We start from the raw sequence: 17466 nt of genomic DNA on the forward strand, positions 1-17466 counted from the left end.
AAAGCAGGGGATTTCATTTTTATCAGTTATCTAAATTCATTAACGAAATTCGTAAATGAAAAGGTTACATTACTCAACGATAGTAGCAACTTTACTAAACAGAGTTTCTTCCTTATTATAAACGCTTATTTTATCAGCTTTCTTTATTTATTTTATTCGTATTATTTAATAAAAAAATGCTTTAAAAAAGTTTTTAGTATCAAATTAGTATCACTAATGCTCTCAGTACTTACTATAAAATTTATTACCTAAATTACTACAAACTTCTTGACATATATCGCTAGCAGCGATATAATTTGAATAGAAATTGAATATAATAAAAGCACAAGGTATATGAATTTTTTGGATGGTTTCTTTATCAAGGAATCTGAAAGGAAAGGATTATACCTTCTTTTATGTACTATGCATATTTTTTGTAGTCATATAATGCAATTAGCTTTCTGAATAGGGAAACATGATTACGATATGTATCTGTATTAAAGTACTTGATAAGATATTCGCCTAATTCGTCAGCATTAATTGCACTAGCAAAGTTTTTGATATATGCAACCTGTTTTGGGATATGATCAGGAAATGAATCTTCAATCTCCGATATTGATGAAAAACTACGTGCTTCCCTCAGATAGGAGCGTTTATCACTACTTGTTGGCTTGACACTACCATAATCTCTAATTATATTATAATTTGCTGGTATCTTTGTTATGTCATAATTTAGGGCCTTAATATATTTATAAATGGGTAATAGTGTTGATCCCGCACTACTACGAATAGTTTTAAAAGTCTGTTCAATGAGCTTGGTGTTTGTCAAATAAGGCTTGTTATCAAATAGCACGTCTTCTAATATCGCATCTATTGTATAGTAACTAAATCCTATTTGAGATATGGTGTCAGAACGTCCAAAGAAAATAGCTGCTTTCCCATCATCTATTTCGGGACTATTTATGTCTCCAAATATAACTGTATTTTTAGCATTAGCAGAATATACAAAATTACACACCATATCTTGAAGTGTTCGAGCAAGTTTAATTGGTAGAGAGCTTTGTATTGATGATAATCCATTGTATAATATTGAATAGTCCTTTAATACAAATTCATGCATAGTAATATGATTTCTGCCAAATTCCATATCACGTAACGAATATGATTCTTCCTTATCAATGGCTGGGGTAATGAATAAAAAATTATCTTTTAAACTCTCTAATTGCTGGTTATTAAGGCAATTTGCAATTTCAGTAAATAGATTGCGGATGTTCGTATCACCTAATCCGTAGCCAATAAAAATAATTGGATGTTCTACAAATAGGGTTAATAATTTAGCAGAGAGATATTTCAATCTAGACTCAAAATTTTCGTAATCTTTATCAGTTAGTACAATTGAATCAGGACTTTCGATGCTGCCATGAATCTTATATATTTCGAATATATTAAAAGAATTTGATACTAACAGATTATCTTGACCAACCATTACAGTAAAATCATGAAATATATTCTCTAGTATCGTGTCATAATTTGTTGTAATAATACCTGCTATTTTATTCTGATTTTTGGAAAGTGAAGAAATCTCTTGATATTCTATTAACGTTTTATCTGGTTTAATCGTACTGATATACTTGGCAACATAATACTTAAATGGATTGTAATGTTGATCTAAAATTTCTATATTTTCTTCTTCAGTAAAAACTTTTGAGTCAAAATCAGGAGATGTATAATAATTATCACAAAATTGCTTTTCAAGTGCTGTTGCTAATCGTGGGTTAATATAATATTTTGCTTCATCAGGGGTTAGCCCAGGCCTTTCACTGTATAAATTATACTCAATACCTTGACGCAATTTGCTAAATTGCTTTTCAGGAGTTTGTGAATTTGATATTTTCCAAATGTGAAGTAGCAATGAATCCCAACTTGGTGCGTTAGCATATCTAATTGAAGTACCAGTTCCAACAAATAGGTACGGTAATTGTTGAAAAGAATTTATTAGTTCTACTAATTTATGATTGATAAGTTCACTCATGATATTTTCCTTTCTCTACTTCTTTCACTCATATTTTCAATAACTAAAACGGATATCAAGTGGATATATACAATTATAAATTCAGCAAGAAAAAGTAACCACCTAAAGAGAAGCTACTTAAGAATGATCTAATCAACTGATATTTATTGCATTTCTTTATATGTACTAGTTGATCTCATTTTATAATTTATATAATGATTATAGTCTGCTGAGTTTTTTATTTTCTCAGGCCTACAGCTAAGAATAAAATCAACGGTTCTATCAGTTAACATCTCAATAACAGGTATGTTTATTGATGCGTCCAACATATTGCTTATTGCATATTTCGCCATTCCATATGCAGTAAATCTCTTTAATATCAAGCTATTATTGTTCACTTCCATACTGTAGGCTTTTTTAATTTTATATAATAAAAAGCTAAAAACCGAAGAAGGTAAAGACTCATTCTCTTCTATATCAAATAAATAATCTTCCGCATCTAATCCCTTAATTTTAATGTATTCCTCAATATCTATATACAAGCCATATGGTAATTCCAGATATACATTTTGTAAATAATCATGCCTCTTACACTCAATTTTTAAAGTTCTCTTTTTTAAATCAATGTGGTTGACCTTTATCTTACTAACTTTCCTAACAGTAATGCCGTATAAAAGAAGAAGTTTGAATAAAATAATAACTTTCCTATCCAAATCTGAAATTCTGCTCTTATTTTCCATAAAATTTAGAATATATTCATATTCATTTTTTTGTATTGCAGGATAACTTTCCTTTTCCAACAATTCAAAGCCATCAGCTTCAACCTTTTCAATTACTTCCGCTTTAAGTTCATCGGAATAAGATAACAATTTAAAAATAGTTGGATTATGATATTCTTTAACTAAGACGAGTTCATGAAACCTGTTTAACGCTATAAAATATTCATCTACTGAACTGGCCTTTCTCTCTTTGCTTAGTTCGTTTGCTCCTTTGGGCTTGTTTTTTTCCACATAATATACTGCAGATCCAATGATATGATTCCTATTAAATACTGTTTCAAAGAACAATTTCACCCTGTCATTATATCCTTCGCTTGATATAACATCAGATATATAATTTATAAAATAATCTCTAATCTTATATAAATACGTCCCTTTAAGCCCATCTTTAGTATTCTTTTTTTCAGAATTAAGTGCATCCAGTATATTGAGCTGCACTTCAAATAATTCTAATAATTTTGCTAATTCATCCATCATAACATCCTCCTATCCAAATACTACCACCTTTTACCCTTATTCGCAACAAAAAAAGACACCCTACTTTAGTAAGATGCCTTTCATCACTTCTCCCACCGTATAAGTCAGCCTGTCACCCCAGGGCCTTGCTTTCTTCTTGGGCTTATCTGCCCACTTAATAGCTGCATGAGCTGTAGTGTCTATGCAATGTTCATGATTCTTTTCAATAGCTATTGAATGGTTTTTACGTAATAATGCGGAGTATCTATAAGTAACCGCTCTTCATGAAAGAAGAGTCGTATTTTCTATTCGTACTTAAGTACAAATGGGAAATAATTGAGTAAAAAAACCTCCTTTGTGGTATATTTTGTTATATAGTATTATAATCTCCTTATCAACCGAGGCGTTGAAATAATATGAAAGGAGAAAATACATGCCTGATAAAGCTAAAGAATTACTATCTAAGCATTTAAATCTCCTTTCTTGAATATGATGTTAGGTGTTATTCTTCTGCGTTAGTAAACTCTAATTTTTTAATTGAGTATGGGTTTGTTAGATCTTTTCCCTCATATTTCTTTAAAAAATCAACCAATGATTCTTTTCTTATTTTGTAACTCCCCAACTTTAACACTGGTATTAAACCAGCCTTTATTAGTTCGTATACATATGTAGGGTGACTTTTCATAACTTTTGCTGCTTCTTTTACTGTATAAACCATTTCTTCCATGTTGATTATACCTCCTGTTCTGTTTTTGTTGGGCTAAGGCATTTCAAACGGTATAAACCTTGAGAACAAGCATTTTCTGTTCTCCACCAAAGGTCGGTACCTTGCGCACACCCCTGTACTTATCTGGCCTACTGCCGGTACTTTCTCCGTTTTAAACAGAGAAAGTACCAAAGTTGCGAATAACGTTTTCGTATTTAGCAATTAATTCTCCTTCCTGAAACATGTATGTAGCGAGTTAATATTTAAATCCGGGATTAATTAATGTTTGTATTTGTGACAAATCTTTACCTTCATTAACTTTTAGAAATAAATCTAATGTATCAATTCTAATTAATACTCTGTTTCCATTTTTAGAATGCGGAATAACATTGCTGTTACACCATTCTCTAACTAACTGAGCGGATACACTTGCCATATCACCAGCTTCATTAACCCCAACCAGTATTTTGTTTTTAGTGTCCATGTGTTGTTATTCTCCACCTTCCCAAATCAATTCTTCGAGTGACATATTAAGATAGGGCGCCGCCTTCTTTAATGTTGCCACCTTGGGAGTTGTCTTACCTAACTTCCAATTACTTAAAGTTGCGTATGCTACCTCGATATCTTTAACTACTCTGTAAAGGGTAGTCCCTAATTCAACAATACACTTTTTAAAATTTTCGTACAATTTTTATCCTCCTATCATTTATTTGACTTCTTTAATTGTTAAACCTATATAAAAAGGCTCTATTTAAAATGGAACCTTTAAAAGACTTTTTATATCTCCATTACACCTTCCTCAGTTTTGAGGAGAACCCTAGGCTGTTAGCTTTTCTTTCTTTCACTTTTACTGATTTAACAGTTACCTTAACCCCTCCCCGTGCAGTAATAATATCAGCAATAGCCTTAAATACTTTGTATGGGTCTGGTTTTGTTTTGTCTTCCTTCATGCGACACCTCCATTATTTGCCCTTGTATTTCTCCTATTTTCAAAGTTCTACGTATTGTTGCTTCCGAGACTTGTAGCATCTATTTAGCTTGATCTAGCGTGTAATATGCTTGTCCGTAACTAACTCCTTTCATTTACTACTTATTTAAAACCCTACTCGCTTATACGTTTTATAAAAATGTCGAGCATCATGTAATTAAACCTTGTATTTTGACCAGACAGATGTTTTTTAGGCTTATACTTAGTAGATTACCTGCATGACTTTATACTGCCTTCATTTAAGCTATATTCTAGCACATGTAGAATATCAAACATTTAGTCGAATCTCAATATTCTTTAAGTACCAATATGTTTTCACATAATTAGAAATTACCTGGCTTTTTGAGTAGGCTAATTCACGAATATCGTTGTTTTATCTCTATACTATTTCGTATTAACTTAATACGAAAGGTCTGCATTTAAAATGCACCCCTTAGTGCAAATATGAATATAGCAAGTTAAAAAGGATGGTACGCTACATACCACCCTTGTAATACTTAAAATATCTAATCGGCTCATTTTTGAGCATATCTATAGTTTAATATAATACAATTGCTAAAGCTTCTAGGATTTTTACTGTATTCCTTTCAGTTCTAAATTCCTTAATGCTGCGCGTTCCGTTGAGCTTTCCCTAGTGTTCTTAAACATGCTTAAACTTCCCCTATAAGCACTGGCCATATTAACTTCAAACTTCTGCTGTAGTAACCTGGAGCACCTTGATCTCCTCAATTTTCTTAATGCACTTGCTTCTATTTTTCTTACCATTTCCCTAGACTTACCTATAAACTGTTCAGTTTCTCTAAGACTTAGTGATTGTTTGTATCTATAATTAATAACCTTATTCTCTTCCGGAGTTACGTTTTTCTCAACTATCTGCCATAGTTCTGTTTTAATTGCATTATCTATCATTGAATTAATTATTTCATCTTCCATATTGGTTTTATCTGATACGGAATCACCTATAGATAATTCTTCGTCTTCAAGGCCTCTTATTGGCTTGTCTAGGCTTTCTAAATTCGCATATTGATAAATGGTTTCCTTTAGCTTTTCAAACTGTTTTTGGCTTAAATTCAAATGCATACACAGTTCTTTATCTGTTGGCTTTCTTCCTAACTGCATTTCATAGGCATTAACAATCTTTTTATACTTATATATATTTGAGTGGAGATGGACCGGTAACCTTAGGCAGCTATTATTATTTTCTATGTATCTAGTAATAGACTGTTTAATCCAATATCCTGCAAATGTCATGAATAATACTTCTCGTGATTCTTCATAGCTTTGTACAGCTTCATATAACCCTAAATAACCCTCTTGCATTAAATCATCTATATCTGCATAACCTATGTATTTCTTTGCTATTGTATAGATATATGATTTATTATTAATATATAATAAACCCATGTTTTCGCTTGCATTATTACCTTTTTGTATTTCCTTTACAAGTTCTTCATTTGACATTACAACACCCTCTACAGTTTATGGCTTCACCGTTAATAGGTAAAGCCATATTATTTAATAGGTTGTGACTTATTCTGTATTAAATTCCAACTATCCCCGCTCTTTTAGTTTGTTTAAATTCTTTAGCTATTCTAACCAGTTTAGATACATCATCTACCTCATCCATATTTACATTCAGGGTTAAATTAAATGTTTCTCCTAGCATTGATTTGGTATCTTGTGCAGTGCGTACCCTTGTTCCTCTTGGCAGGTTTATAAGCTCGGGTCCTTCTTCTCCAACCATTGCTACACCACCGGGATGGTAACTAGTTCCTACCGCATATCCACGTACTGTAGAACCTCTTACAGCTCCATTTATCTTATTTGTCATGTCTTCTAGTTCAGTATCCAAGCCTTTTTGAGCTTCTTTTCCTCTACCGATAAGTATGTTTATCTGCTTAATTAAGTATCCAACTGCCAAAGCAACACCAGCAATTATTATCGCCCATTTTGCAAATCCAAAGAATGCGGTATTGCCTAGTAAACCGCTAAATGCTTGGCCTGTCTTCCCTAAATTACCTATAATATTAGGTACAGCGGCAATACCATTGCTTATATTTGATATAGCTTTAAACACATTGCTTAGTACTAATAATATTGGCCCTGCTATAGCTACTATACCAGCAATCGTTACAATAAACTTTTTTGTTCCATCACTTAGGCTTGTGAATTTATCTATGAGATTTTTTAACCAATCTATAAATGGAGTGAAAATTGGCAGTACTTTATCTGAGAAGCTTGCTCCTAACTCTACAAGACCTTCTTGAAAGTCTGACAATGTTGTATTTGCATTGCCTTGTTCTCTCTTGTATTGTCCTATAACATCAACTGACTTCTCCATCACATAATCATATCTTAACTGAACCTTTTCAGCTTCTGTCATATCGCTGATTTTCTTTCTTATCCCGTTACTGTATGCAAATTGTTGTAAGTTAGCCTGTGTCATTACTATTCCGTACTTCTTAAGACTTTCAGTTTCTCCAGTAAAGATAGAATTTAATGCAGTTTGTGCAACGTCTAGCTTGCCGCCATGGAACGCTACCATGTCTTTAGTTAATTCAGTTAAACTTTTCGAATACTTCTTTGTCAAGTCATCACTTAAACCCATCCCGCTGGCCAATGCACCAAATGAATTAGCCATGTCTAAAGCTGTTGTTCTTGCCAATCCAAAGTTTTTATAAGCTCCCTCTGCCCAATCGGTAATTTCCTTTGCGTTTTGCTTAAATACCGCATCTGTTTTACCAAGGGCATCTTCAAAATCTGCGCCTATTTTAAAGATTGCTGCGCCGGCAGCTAATATCGGCAATGTTAGCTTTGTAGTCATTGACTGACCTATTTCTCCTGTTTTATCTCCGAGTGTTTTCCATTCTTCTGCAGTCTTTCCAAGAATAGATTTATTCTTTTCAAGTTCTTTAGTGACCTGTTCAAGTTGTGCTCTGGTTTGTCCTAGTTTTGCTTCAGCTATCTCTAAGGACGTTGTCGCATTCTGTACTGCTTTAGCATTGTTCCCTTGTGCGCTTTGCGCTTTCTCAAGCTGTTGACGGTAATTATCAACTTCTTTTTCTTGTATTTTTAACTTGTTGCTTAGAAAATCGTATTTGACTCCGAGATTATCAATTTCTTTCCCGCTTGCCTTAGCTTCTTCGGAGGACTTTTTAAATTCCGCATTAAGGACCGCCATTTGTTTTTTAACATTCGGTATACCTTCTTTGACCTCGTTGTAGTCAAATCCTAATTTTATTGACCGCTTATATCCATTAAAGCTCACATTATCACCACCTTAAATACAGTCATTAGTTAGCCTTAGACATAAGTTCTTTGGCATAACTGTCTGCTTCTTTCATAAATATGTCTTTCTGTTCTTCTGTAGCGTTAAACATAAAATTATCAACTAGATTGTTTACAACTTCCCTCATTAATGGATCTCCGCCACCTATCAGTAACATTTTAGCTTCTTCAATTGTTACCGACTTATCAAGTACTTTCATACCGGAATAAAGAATTTTAGCAGCAAAATCATAAGGTTTATTCATTAATTCTTCTTCGTTAATATTGCCAAATTCCCTCCCGTATATTTTAATAGCATCAGCATTAAACAAAGCCTCTTTAATCGTTCCATCCGAAAGTTCCATCTCTAATTTTTCGATATTATTTATTTTCACTCTAGCCATAACCTTTTCTCCTTTTCCATATATTTAATTATATTTAAAAATTTGCATGAACCACATCATGGTATAGTCTTTTAATTTACATCTCTTCATCGTCACCATCATCTACTAAATCTATGTAGCCGTTTCAGTAAACTCCTGCTTTTTAACTGATCCAGTAGGTCATTTTTGACATCATTTTTCTTTAACTTACACCGTACCCCCCCCCTTATGTGTAAATTTTCAAAAAATCTCTACAGCCATCTCGTTACCTCGGTTAACAGCCTTTGTGAAAAAGGTGAAACTTTTTACCCGGGGGTATGTTTAATACACTGATTATCTCTTTTAATCTTGCTTCTCCCTTTTCCTCTCAGGCTTTGTTCCTTCTTACTTCTCGATCTCAACATCCAATTATTTCTGTATATCTTTTTAATATTTAGATTATTGCTATTCAACTTTCTTGACAAACTAAACTTCGCCCATACTCACTTATAACTTCCTTCTTTTACATCAATTACACCTTGTCCCTCACTATAGAAGTCTGCTTTAGTCATTGCAAATTTATCTGAACTAACGATTCCATTAGACATATTACAAATCCATGCTTTCTGTTGCTGATATTCACCTATGTCTCCGGCATCACTAAAAAACTTCATTACCTTTCCTTCATAAGAATTATATTCTTTGGTTTTTTCTTTAAGTTTTCTTTCCAAATCAGCCATTTCACATCTAATTTCTTGCTTAACAGTTTCTAAATCAGCCAATATAGGCGCGATATAGGTATAATATTTTGCTTTGCTTTTTCTATAGTTTTCTTCCCATTTCCAATTTTTATATTTTAAATTCTGAAAAGCTACAAGCTTTCTCCTTATTTCGCTTCTAGGTTCAGCATTATCAATTTCTTTTTCAATTTTTTCAACATCGTATGTATTGAAGGTTAAAACTGACTCATTTTCTAGATTTCTAAGTTTAGCAAGCATCTCGCACTCTTTCTTTTCTGCTCTTTCTCTATTACCTTGTGCCCATTCAGTTGCTTCCAACATTTCCTTTTTTATGCTTTGTAAAATTGTATCTTCTTCGATTCTTTTAATTAATTCGTTTTTATCCATGCTTAATTCCTCTCTTTCCCTAAATTACAGCTACACCATAAGCAGATTTACCTTTTTCGGTTTCTTTTTCAAGATACTCCACTCTATCGCCTATTTTAAGTTCCTTAAATGCCGGACTTAATACATCGGTTGCATGAAAGAATAAGTTATCTTTACTGTGTTCGTCTTCATCCGGCTTAATAAACCCGTACCCCTTTTCTTTTTTCATTGTTACAATCGTTCCATGCTTGGATTCCATTTTCATACCTACTTTCTTTTTTATTTTTTTATATAAAAAGCACGGAAACAACCAGAGATTAACTCTAATCATTCCCGTGCTCTTACAAGCTTCCATCCATTACAGATAGGGTACTTACTCATTCATTATGTTATATATATTATATCACGTGTATAGCAATATTACAATCTAGTTTCTCTTATAGTTATCTTCGCTTTCTTATACTTTCCTTCTTCGCTTTTATATTTACTTATATGTTGGGTTATTGGTCTAAGAAGACATATAACTTCCTGTAACTCCTTTTCTTCTGAATACGATACCACTATTTTAACTGACATATAAACTCCTTTCTTAAATTCCCCATTCATTCTTTAATTGGTTCAATAACTGCATCTGCTTTGATGTATCGGTATTAATATTTGCATCTGGATGAAACTTTTTTGATAGTACCCGGTAGAATTGTTTTAATGTATCCTTATCTTCTGCACTATGGTTACTAGAAATACTATCAGAGTAACTACTACCACTTGAGTAATAATTATTGTAGTTACTGTAATACTGTTTGTAGTAACTACTACTCTTTTCCTCATACTCTTTCCTGGCCTTGTAATTCGCTTCTACCTCTTCCAGTTTTTCTTTATTCATTAGATTGCCGAATACATCATAAATCTCATTGTACTTGTCTTTATCACATCCATATTTTTCAGCAAATTCAATTTTTCTAGCAGTATGTATAGTTGTAATCCTCTCATGTTCTTCATGCGTCTTATATTCCTCTGTCTGCATAAATTCGTCTTTTATGGATTTGATTAAAGGCTCTAGCTTAGTTTCAACTAAATTATAAATTGTTTCTGAATCGGTTCCTAATACTTCTGCAATTAAATTAATGCGTCTATCACAATAATCATATAAGGAAAACCATTTATCTGCTATATCATAATAATTCACTGTACATAGTACATACTGTTTCTTTTTAACCTTTCCATTTTCTCTATAGCTTTTATGTATGCTTATTTTATAGCCTTTCTTAATAGGTCGCTCAAATCGTTCCTCACTATAGCAATACCAATAATGACTTACGTCTTTTCCGGATATGGACATCTGCATAAACTTTGATTCTAATCGCTTTGAATGCCCATTCTTATTTGGCTTTTTAAGTTCTATCTCTTGAATAACACAATACATGCTTCACTCTCCTATGTAGGTACTTTAAAATAAAGAGAAGTAACCACAATTAACATATATTTTTATTTGTCTTACCAACACGTTTTTTTCTTGCTCTTTCTGATCTAATCCCTTGAATGTATCCATACATAAATGTATTGTAGTAAGCCAAAAAACTGTTATTGGCTTTCTTATTAATTCGCCTAAAAGCTTCTAGCATTTCAATATTTTTTATATATATATTCATAGATTGTTTACCTAATAATCTTATTAGCTTTTCTGCTTCTTTATCAATCTTAAGTTGTTCTCTTCGACTTACTACTTTTTCAAGTAACTCTATTGTGCTATCAAGGATACCTTTAGCCTGTTCTTTCATAGCAGCTCGAAGCTCGCTATCTCCTTCTAAATATGTTATAGCTGTAAGCTTATACAATTCATAACCTTTATTATCTCGATTAAGAATAACTATATCTGTAACCGGGTTATAAAATAAAGTTAGTATCTCTATTGGAGCATCTTCAAATTGTTCGACAAATAGTTTCTTTGTTTCTTCTGATAAATCTTCAATGTTACACGATTGAATTCTTAACTCTTCATTTACTATCTTATAACTCATTCTTATTTCTCCTTTTTACTTGCGCCGGAGTTTTACGTATGTTATAATACAGATAAAGTTACCGGCTTTTATTAGGGTTGTCGGGTTACTGCCATTACTAAGGTGAGGTCTTAGTTAATGGCTTTTTTATTGTTCATATGTCGCTATAGAACCATGAATCCTTATGTATGGTTGTCCATTATAATTTTCACTTAAACAATCTGTTAACATGCACATTGCTGCGGTCTGAATAATACCTAACGCTTCATTACCTTCGTAACCTTTTGATTCAAGCTCTTCTTGAAGTTGTATTATTTGTGCAATTTTAATTCTTAAATCCATTCAATAGCTCCTTTCTTTATTCAGCAAATGGGATTTCATCTTGCAAACAATTTACAAAACCTTCTTTATCCTTTTCCCATCCATAATACTTTGTTTCATCTGGTGTATTTAAAAATCTTTTGCTTTCTTTCTCGTAATATAATCCTACGAATAAATCACTAACACCTAAGTCTCTGTTTTTAGTAATCTCAATCACATTATCATATCTCATTAATGGATTATCATCCTTAAAGCCAAAATACTCTTTAATATTACGTTTAAAATCATTGTTACACCTATGACATAAGAACACATTGTCTGCAGCATTGGTAATATCAGCAGTTCCGCTTATATCGGTTTTTCTTAAGAACCCAATAGACTTTCTAGGATGGCTTACAAAATGTATATGTACTTTTTTATCTTTTGATAGCTGAGATAGTCTAAGAACTAAATCTGTTTGTTTATCGTATTTATCCCCATGTACTGAACTTAAATCTAAACTCATTAAATTATCAATGATAACCACATCAATTTTATTATTATCAATACATTCTTCTATGGCTCTTATAACATCCAATACCTTAAGTCCATGGTTGTTGTTATAAATATATAGCTTACCATCTAGCCATCTACTAATTTTGTTTTTAACTTCTTCCGGTATTGTATAATAGTTCTCATATTTTGTTGGCTGCGCATATCTCTTACCGGCTCCTTGAAGGGTAATCCAATTCATTACTCTATCCGCTTGTAACTCACCACTGAATAACGCAACGTTAAAGTTATGATCTACACTTTCAAGTGCTAATTGTGAAAGTATACTTGACTTACCACTGCCATTTGAACCACTCCATATTGTCAATTCTCGTTTATTAAAGCCTATAATTCGTTTATCTAATATTTCTATCCCACTAGGTATAACTTGGCTTAAATCACGTTTAACAGCTTTTATTTTAGTAGGTGTTAAGAATATAGGCTCGTCTACCTTAGTAACGATATCAGGACGCAATTCTGACTTCTTGGCTTTAAATGTTCGTTCTGCATTTACGGGAAGTTGTTCAAGTTCTGCTAATTCTCTATTTATTGCTTCAAGTTCTGCATGATAATCAATTTCTTTTTTTGTAAAAGCAGCTCTTTCCTTTTCCTCTTCCATTCTTCACTACTCCTTACTTCTTTTCTTCTTGGTATTTCCACTACATTTTCATTACATACTTGCTCTTTCTTGATTATTCCATATTTCTTTTCACATTCTTTCGAATACCAATTACTGACACTTTTCATTATTTGTGATTGTTCTTCATTGTAATTCCTTAACCATGAATTATATTTCTTGGCCACATCTTGTTTATCTAGCTTATATAAAATACTGGCTACTATCTTAATAAATTCTTTATCTAACACAGAATAACCATATACCTTTTTATAGAATTCATTATCAAAAACGGTATCTTGATTTATGCTTAATAAAAAACTTTGTTTATCTATATCACCCACCTTCTTTCTTACAATTGAATTGCTCCATCTTCCAGTATGATTAAGATATTTTCTTCTTTACACCCTTTGAGAATACCTGCAATTGTAGGTGGAAATTCATTATTTCTTATGTATTCCCTTACGGCTGACATGCAAGTTTGTGAATCTAAATCTTTTAAAAACTCAAACCATGTTTTTGCTGATTCCTTTGTAGGTAAAAAGTTGCTTGTTGGATAAGCAGCTTTAATCATTGCTGCTATGTTCGCAAATTCCTGTTGACTCATTTAAAAAATCCTCCATTATCTTTGAAAAATCTTCTTGTAACTGCTGGCCTTTATTTATACTTTTGCTTTCTATCCTGTTTTGTTTGCTTTGTATATATAAAGTTTCAAATTTCTCTCTAAATTTTTTTGCACTTCTTATGTTACTCTTCCAGAAGCTATCATTAATCGCAAAGTTTAAAGCTTGTCTTATTTCCTCTTCTGTTCTATTATCTAGTCTTTTCATTCTTTCAATATCAATAGCCCACTTGTATTTATCCTTATATGTACTTGGTACTTTACTATTAGGGTATATCTCTAAGCATGATTCAATAATTGTATTAACAATCTTCATTTCAAAACTATCATCTAAAAATTTTTGCGTTGTTGGTACTGGCTTGTCAGTATCAACGATATTTTTATTATTAGAATTGTTATTAAAGCTTTTTCTTATATGTGTATCGTTTTCAATACTAGTTTGGTATTGATTTCGAGAGTAGTTTAGTATCGTTTTCGATACTAAATTAGTATCATTTTTAATACTATCGTTTTCAATACTAGTAGTATCATTTTCAATACTAGTTATATCATCTTCAATGTTGATACTTACTTCTCTCTTTTCAATGGTCCATTGTGTAAAATTCATATTAATTGTGTATAGCCTTGTTTCTGTTTTTGTAGGATTTCCAATAATATTTATAACCTTACAAGTTGTTAATCTAGCTAATTCTGCAGAGATATTATTACGCTTTATCCCAGTGAACGCTTCAAATAAAGCTACAGGAAATTTATAATAACTTCTATTAAATCCAAAGGTATACCTACAGATAACATCAATAATAGCCCTTTGCCTTCCGTTAAACTTATAAGCAGCTAAGGCACTTAATAAATCATTCGGTATTTTTGTGTAGCTTTCTTTAATCATTTAATCACCTACCAACTAGCTGTTCTTGTATTTCTTCCACATCACAATAGAATTTTTCTCTAAAATACCGCTTTGGCACCCTGCCCATCACTACTATATAACCTTTTTCTTTTAGTTCATCATTAAGCTCTCTAATTATTTTATAAGCCTTAGAACTGCTGATTCCTAATAACTTTTGCACATCAGCAACATCAAAATAATTTAATGCTTTGGCCATGCTTACATCTCCTCTCTTTGTTTTTCCATAAGGTCATGTAATAATTGTTTATCACATTCATTCATAATTTCTTGATGCCTTTTCATGAATTCAGGACTATTTACACCTAGTTTTCGTTCTTCCTTAGTGACGAGCGTGTCCATCATCTGAATACATTCTTGCATACTCATTTAACAACTTCCTTTCTAGTAGCATCTACGCTATTTTCTATAGTTTATTCACTCGTCCTATATGACGAGTAATCGCTCTGTTATGGTGTAATTATTATTCTTTGATTAGTTCAGCTGCATCAACGTTTAAGGCTTTTGCCATATCTCATACTTCTTAATGTGACTTATAATCACCTTGTTAATTAAAAAAAATGCTTTCTTTGTCTGTAATGTTTAATATCTCTGACAGCGTAGCTATTTCACTTGCCTTAAACTCAGTAATATTGTGTATCTTTTTATGTAAGGTGAATTTAGATATTCCTAGCATTTTAGCAACCTGCTCTCTTGTCAAGCCAGATTGCAGTATATATGCCCTCAGTTTTAATGTATCCGCCATGTTCTTCTCCTTTCATTGCAGTGTTGATTTTTAATCACGCTTTCATATTATCATATGGGTGATTATTTGTCAACATATTTGGTATATAATTATTTATTTGTTGATTTTTATTCTACATTATGTTATTGTTTTGTTGGAGGTGCCATATGAATGAATTATATAAACGTATAAAACAAAGAAGAGAAGAGCTAGGTCTGTCGCAGGATGAACTAGCAAAAAAATTAGGATATAAATCAAGATCAACAATCGCCAAAATTGAAGCAGGAGTAAATGATATTCCACAGTCCAAGATTGAAGAGTTTGCAGAAGCGTTATATACAACCCCTAAATTTCTTATGGGGTTAAGTGATTTTAGTGATGAGTTAGATCAAATGATGCATGATATTGGCGTTATTGATGCTAAAGTTTACTTCCACTTCCTGTTAAGAAAATTAATTGAGAAATTCGGTTATGAATTAGAAGAAAATTTTGCTACAGATAAAGAAGGATATACAACAATTCTTTTTGAAGGAAAATCTGAAAAATTCGAGATTAGAGAAGATTTATATGATGAATTTTTAAATAATTGTTTCTCGTATATTGATTATGGCTTCAATAAATTAATAGATAAAAACAACAGGGTACAAAGTGATTATTTCATTAAATGTTTTTGTACTGAACGAACCACTAAAGAACCGTTTGAAATAATGAGAGATTTTTTTAAGAACCAGGGCAATGAAAAGAAATAAAAACAGCCCCTTAGTGCTACTAACACCAAAGAGCTGCAATAATACATAAGGCTTATATAATCGCCCTTGACAAGTGAATTATATCATAAAGCCTTATAAAAGAAAAGGAGATTGATATAATATGCCAACATATAAAGACGAAGAAAGAAAAACCTGGTATTGTAAATTTAATTATAAGGATTGGACCGGTCAGAATAAGCAAAAGTTAAAGCGGGGATTTAAAAGAGAAAAAGACGCCAAGGAATGGGAGAGAGATTTTTTAAGTAAGCAACAAGCCGACCAAACTATGACTTTTCAGACATTAGTAGATTTATACTTTGAAGATATGGGCTCTAGGCTTCGTAAATCGACCATAGAATCAAAGAAACATGCAATTGATAGTAAAATACTGCCTTACTTTAAGGATAAGCCTATTAACGAAATTAAGCCCACTGACATTCGTAAGTGGCAGAATGATATTCTTGAACAAAACTATGCGCCCACATATCAGAAAAAAATAAATAATACACTTACAATTATATTAAACTTTGCTGTTCGATATTATGGATTAAAAGAAAATCCTTGCAAAAAGGCCGGTAGTATTGGAAAAACTAAAGCGGAAGCTTTCGATTTTTGGACTAAAGAAGAATTTAAAACATTTATAGCCTGCATAAACAACCCTTCTGGTTATGCTGCATTAAATACATTATATTGGACCGGAATAAGAGTAGGTGAATTATTCGCCATTACACCATCAGACATTGACTTTGACAACAAGGTATTAACTATTAATAAATCCTTACAGAGAATTGGTGGAAAAGATATTGTGACAGCTCCCAAAACACCTAAAAGCAATCGACTTATTACTATCCCAGACTTTCTGAATAACATATTGAAAAATTATTTAGATATGTTATATGATCTTAAGCCTACCGATAGGATATTCCCATTTACTAAATCATTTTTGTATAACGAAATTAAAAGAGGTAGCAAAGCATCCGGAATAAGAACTATTAAAATCCATGAATTAAGACACTCTCATGCATCACTCTTAATCGAACTTGGTTTTTCACCACTTCTCATTGCTGAGCGATTAGGCCATGAAAAAGTAGAAACAACTCTTAACACATATTCTCATTTATACCCCAGTAAACATGAAGAAGTAGCAAGTAAATTAAATGAATTAGTATCAAAATAGTATCATGACAAAATAAAGGAAACCCCAAACCCTTATAAATAAAGGCTTGGGGTAATTTTTTAATTACTCAATAATTGTAGCAACTTTACCTGAACCAACTGTTCTACCACCTTCACGGATAGCGAAGCCTAAACCTTGCTCCATAGCGATTGGATGGATTAATTCGATAGA

Annotated in this window: 26 protein-coding genes; 2 read left to right on the plus strand and 24 right to left on the minus strand. The window is 32.1% G+C overall.

Annotation, left to right across the window (positions count from 1 at the left end; genetic code table 11):
* Positions 1–400: 400 nt before the first annotated feature.
* The 23 genes from BM183_RS19240 to BM183_RS19330 form a co-directional block, all read right to left on the minus strand.
* Entirely contained in the window at positions 401–2011 is a 1611-nt protein-coding gene (locus BM183_RS19240) for an SIR2 family protein (RefSeq protein ID WP_091689038.1), read from the minus strand.
* Between the two features lie 143 nt (positions 2012–2154).
* On the minus strand, positions 2155–3246 hold the full coding sequence (locus BM183_RS19245) for a tyrosine-type recombinase/integrase (RefSeq protein ID WP_091689040.1): 1092 nt from the start codon (positions 3244–3246) through the stop codon (positions 2155–2157).
* A 481-nt stretch (positions 3247–3727) separates the two neighbouring features.
* The gene (locus BM183_RS19250; RefSeq protein WP_091689042.1) at positions 3728–3952 is read right to left on the minus strand and encodes a helix-turn-helix domain-containing protein; all 225 of its coding nucleotides are present in this window, start codon (positions 3950–3952) and stop codon (positions 3728–3730) included.
* Between the two features lie 33 nt (positions 3953–3985).
* Positions 3986–4153, minus strand: coding sequence for a hypothetical protein (locus BM183_RS20845; protein WP_170848086.1), 168 nt, complete (start codon positions 4151–4153; stop codon positions 3986–3988).
* Between the two features lie 34 nt (positions 4154–4187).
* Positions 4188–4415, minus strand: coding sequence for a helix-turn-helix domain-containing protein (locus BM183_RS19255; RefSeq protein WP_091689044.1), 228 nt, complete (start codon positions 4413–4415; stop codon positions 4188–4190).
* Positions 4416–4421: 6 nt separating this feature from the next.
* Positions 4422–4619 carry a helix-turn-helix domain-containing protein gene (locus BM183_RS19260; RefSeq protein WP_091689046.1) on the minus strand — a complete coding sequence of 66 codons (198 nt, stop codon included), beginning with the start codon at positions 4617–4619 and terminating at the stop codon, positions 4422–4424.
* Positions 4620–4719: 100 nt separating this feature from the next.
* Positions 4720–4881 (minus strand): hypothetical protein, encoded by a 162-nt coding sequence (locus BM183_RS20850; protein WP_170848087.1) that lies wholly within the window; start codon positions 4879–4881, stop codon positions 4720–4722.
* Between the two features lie 611 nt (positions 4882–5492).
* Positions 5493–6380, minus strand: coding sequence for a sigma-70 family RNA polymerase sigma factor (locus BM183_RS19265; RefSeq protein WP_091689048.1), 888 nt, complete (start codon positions 6378–6380; stop codon positions 5493–5495).
* Positions 6381–6459: 79 nt separating this feature from the next.
* On the minus strand, positions 6460–8187 hold the full coding sequence (locus BM183_RS19270; RefSeq protein WP_091689050.1) for a hypothetical protein: 1728 nt from the start codon (positions 8185–8187) through the stop codon (positions 6460–6462).
* Between the two features lie 25 nt (positions 8188–8212).
* Complete coding sequence (locus tag BM183_RS19275; RefSeq protein WP_091689053.1) at positions 8213–8590, minus strand: hypothetical protein; 378 nt, start codon at positions 8588–8590, stop codon at positions 8213–8215.
* A gap of 461 nt (positions 8591–9051) precedes the next feature.
* A complete protein-coding gene (locus BM183_RS19280) occupies positions 9052–9675 on the minus strand; it encodes a hypothetical protein (protein WP_091689055.1) in 624 nt (207 codons plus the stop codon).
* 19 nt (positions 9676–9694) lie between these two features.
* Positions 9695–9913, minus strand: coding sequence for a cold-shock protein (locus BM183_RS19285; protein WP_170848088.1), 219 nt, complete (start codon positions 9911–9913; stop codon positions 9695–9697).
* Positions 9914–10074: 161 nt separating this feature from the next.
* Positions 10075–10230: a hypothetical protein gene (locus BM183_RS20855; protein WP_170848089.1), complete on the minus strand. Its 156-nt coding sequence runs from the start codon at positions 10228–10230 to the stop codon at positions 10075–10077.
* Positions 10231–10243: 13 nt separating this feature from the next.
* The gene (locus tag BM183_RS19290) at positions 10244–11077 is read right to left on the minus strand and encodes a hypothetical protein (RefSeq protein ID WP_091689059.1); all 834 of its coding nucleotides are present in this window, start codon (positions 11075–11077) and stop codon (positions 10244–10246) included.
* Between the two features lie 49 nt (positions 11078–11126).
* Complete coding sequence (locus BM183_RS19295) at positions 11127–11672, minus strand: hypothetical protein (protein WP_091689061.1); 546 nt, start codon at positions 11670–11672, stop codon at positions 11127–11129.
* Positions 11673–11798: 126 nt separating this feature from the next.
* A complete protein-coding gene (locus BM183_RS19300; RefSeq protein ID WP_091689063.1) occupies positions 11799–11993 on the minus strand; it encodes a hypothetical protein in 195 nt (64 codons plus the stop codon).
* A 16-nt stretch (positions 11994–12009) separates the two neighbouring features.
* Positions 12010–13122, minus strand: coding sequence for a DnaB-like helicase C-terminal domain-containing protein (locus BM183_RS19305; protein ID WP_091689065.1), 1113 nt, complete (start codon positions 13120–13122; stop codon positions 12010–12012).
* Entirely contained in the window at positions 13050–13463 is a 414-nt protein-coding gene (locus tag BM183_RS19310; protein WP_091689067.1) for a hypothetical protein, read from the minus strand. Before BM183_RS19310 ends, BM183_RS19305 begins: the two co-directional genes overlap by 73 nt.
* An 8-nt stretch (positions 13464–13471) precedes the next feature.
* Entirely contained in the window at positions 13472–13726 is a 255-nt protein-coding gene (locus BM183_RS19315; RefSeq protein WP_091689069.1) for a replicative helicase loader/inhibitor, read from the minus strand.
* On the minus strand, positions 13686–14627 hold the full coding sequence (locus tag BM183_RS19320; RefSeq protein WP_091689071.1) for a replication protein: 942 nt from the start codon (positions 14625–14627) through the stop codon (positions 13686–13688). Before BM183_RS19320 ends, BM183_RS19315 begins: the two co-directional genes overlap by 41 nt.
* 4 nt (positions 14628–14631) lie before the next feature.
* On the minus strand, positions 14632–14844 hold the full coding sequence (locus BM183_RS19325) for a MerR family transcriptional regulator (RefSeq protein WP_091689073.1): 213 nt from the start codon (positions 14842–14844) through the stop codon (positions 14632–14634).
* Between the two features lie 2 nt (positions 14845–14846).
* Entirely contained in the window at positions 14847–15014 is a 168-nt protein-coding gene (locus BM183_RS20860; RefSeq protein ID WP_170848090.1) for a hypothetical protein, read from the minus strand.
* 178 nt (positions 15015–15192) lie between these two features.
* Positions 15193–15390 (minus strand): helix-turn-helix domain-containing protein, encoded by a 198-nt coding sequence (locus BM183_RS19330; RefSeq protein ID WP_091689074.1) that lies wholly within the window; start codon positions 15388–15390, stop codon positions 15193–15195.
* A gap of 146 nt (positions 15391–15536) precedes the next feature.
* On the opposite strand from BM183_RS19330, the gene BM183_RS19335 reads away from it, so the two are divergent.
* Both BM183_RS19335 and BM183_RS19340 read left to right on the plus strand, forming a co-directional pair.
* On the plus strand, positions 15537–16118 hold the full coding sequence (locus BM183_RS19335; protein WP_091689076.1) for a helix-turn-helix domain-containing protein: 582 nt from the start codon (positions 15537–15539) through the stop codon (positions 16116–16118).
* 121 nt (positions 16119–16239) lie between these two features.
* Positions 16240–17295: a site-specific integrase gene (locus BM183_RS19340; protein WP_091689078.1), complete on the plus strand. Its 1056-nt coding sequence runs from the start codon at positions 16240–16242 to the stop codon at positions 17293–17295.
* A gap of 63 nt (positions 17296–17358) precedes the next feature.
* Here BM183_RS19340 and BM183_RS19345 read toward each other — a convergent pair.
* A partial coding sequence (locus BM183_RS19345) for an EF-Tu C-terminal domain-related protein (RefSeq protein WP_139221560.1) occupies positions 17359–17466 on the minus strand: 108 nt, incomplete at its 5' end.

Source organism: Anaerocolumna aminovalerica (assembly GCF_900115365.1).
GTDB classification, from domain to species: Bacteria; Bacillota; Clostridia; order Lachnospirales; family Lachnospiraceae; genus Anaerocolumna; species Anaerocolumna aminovalerica.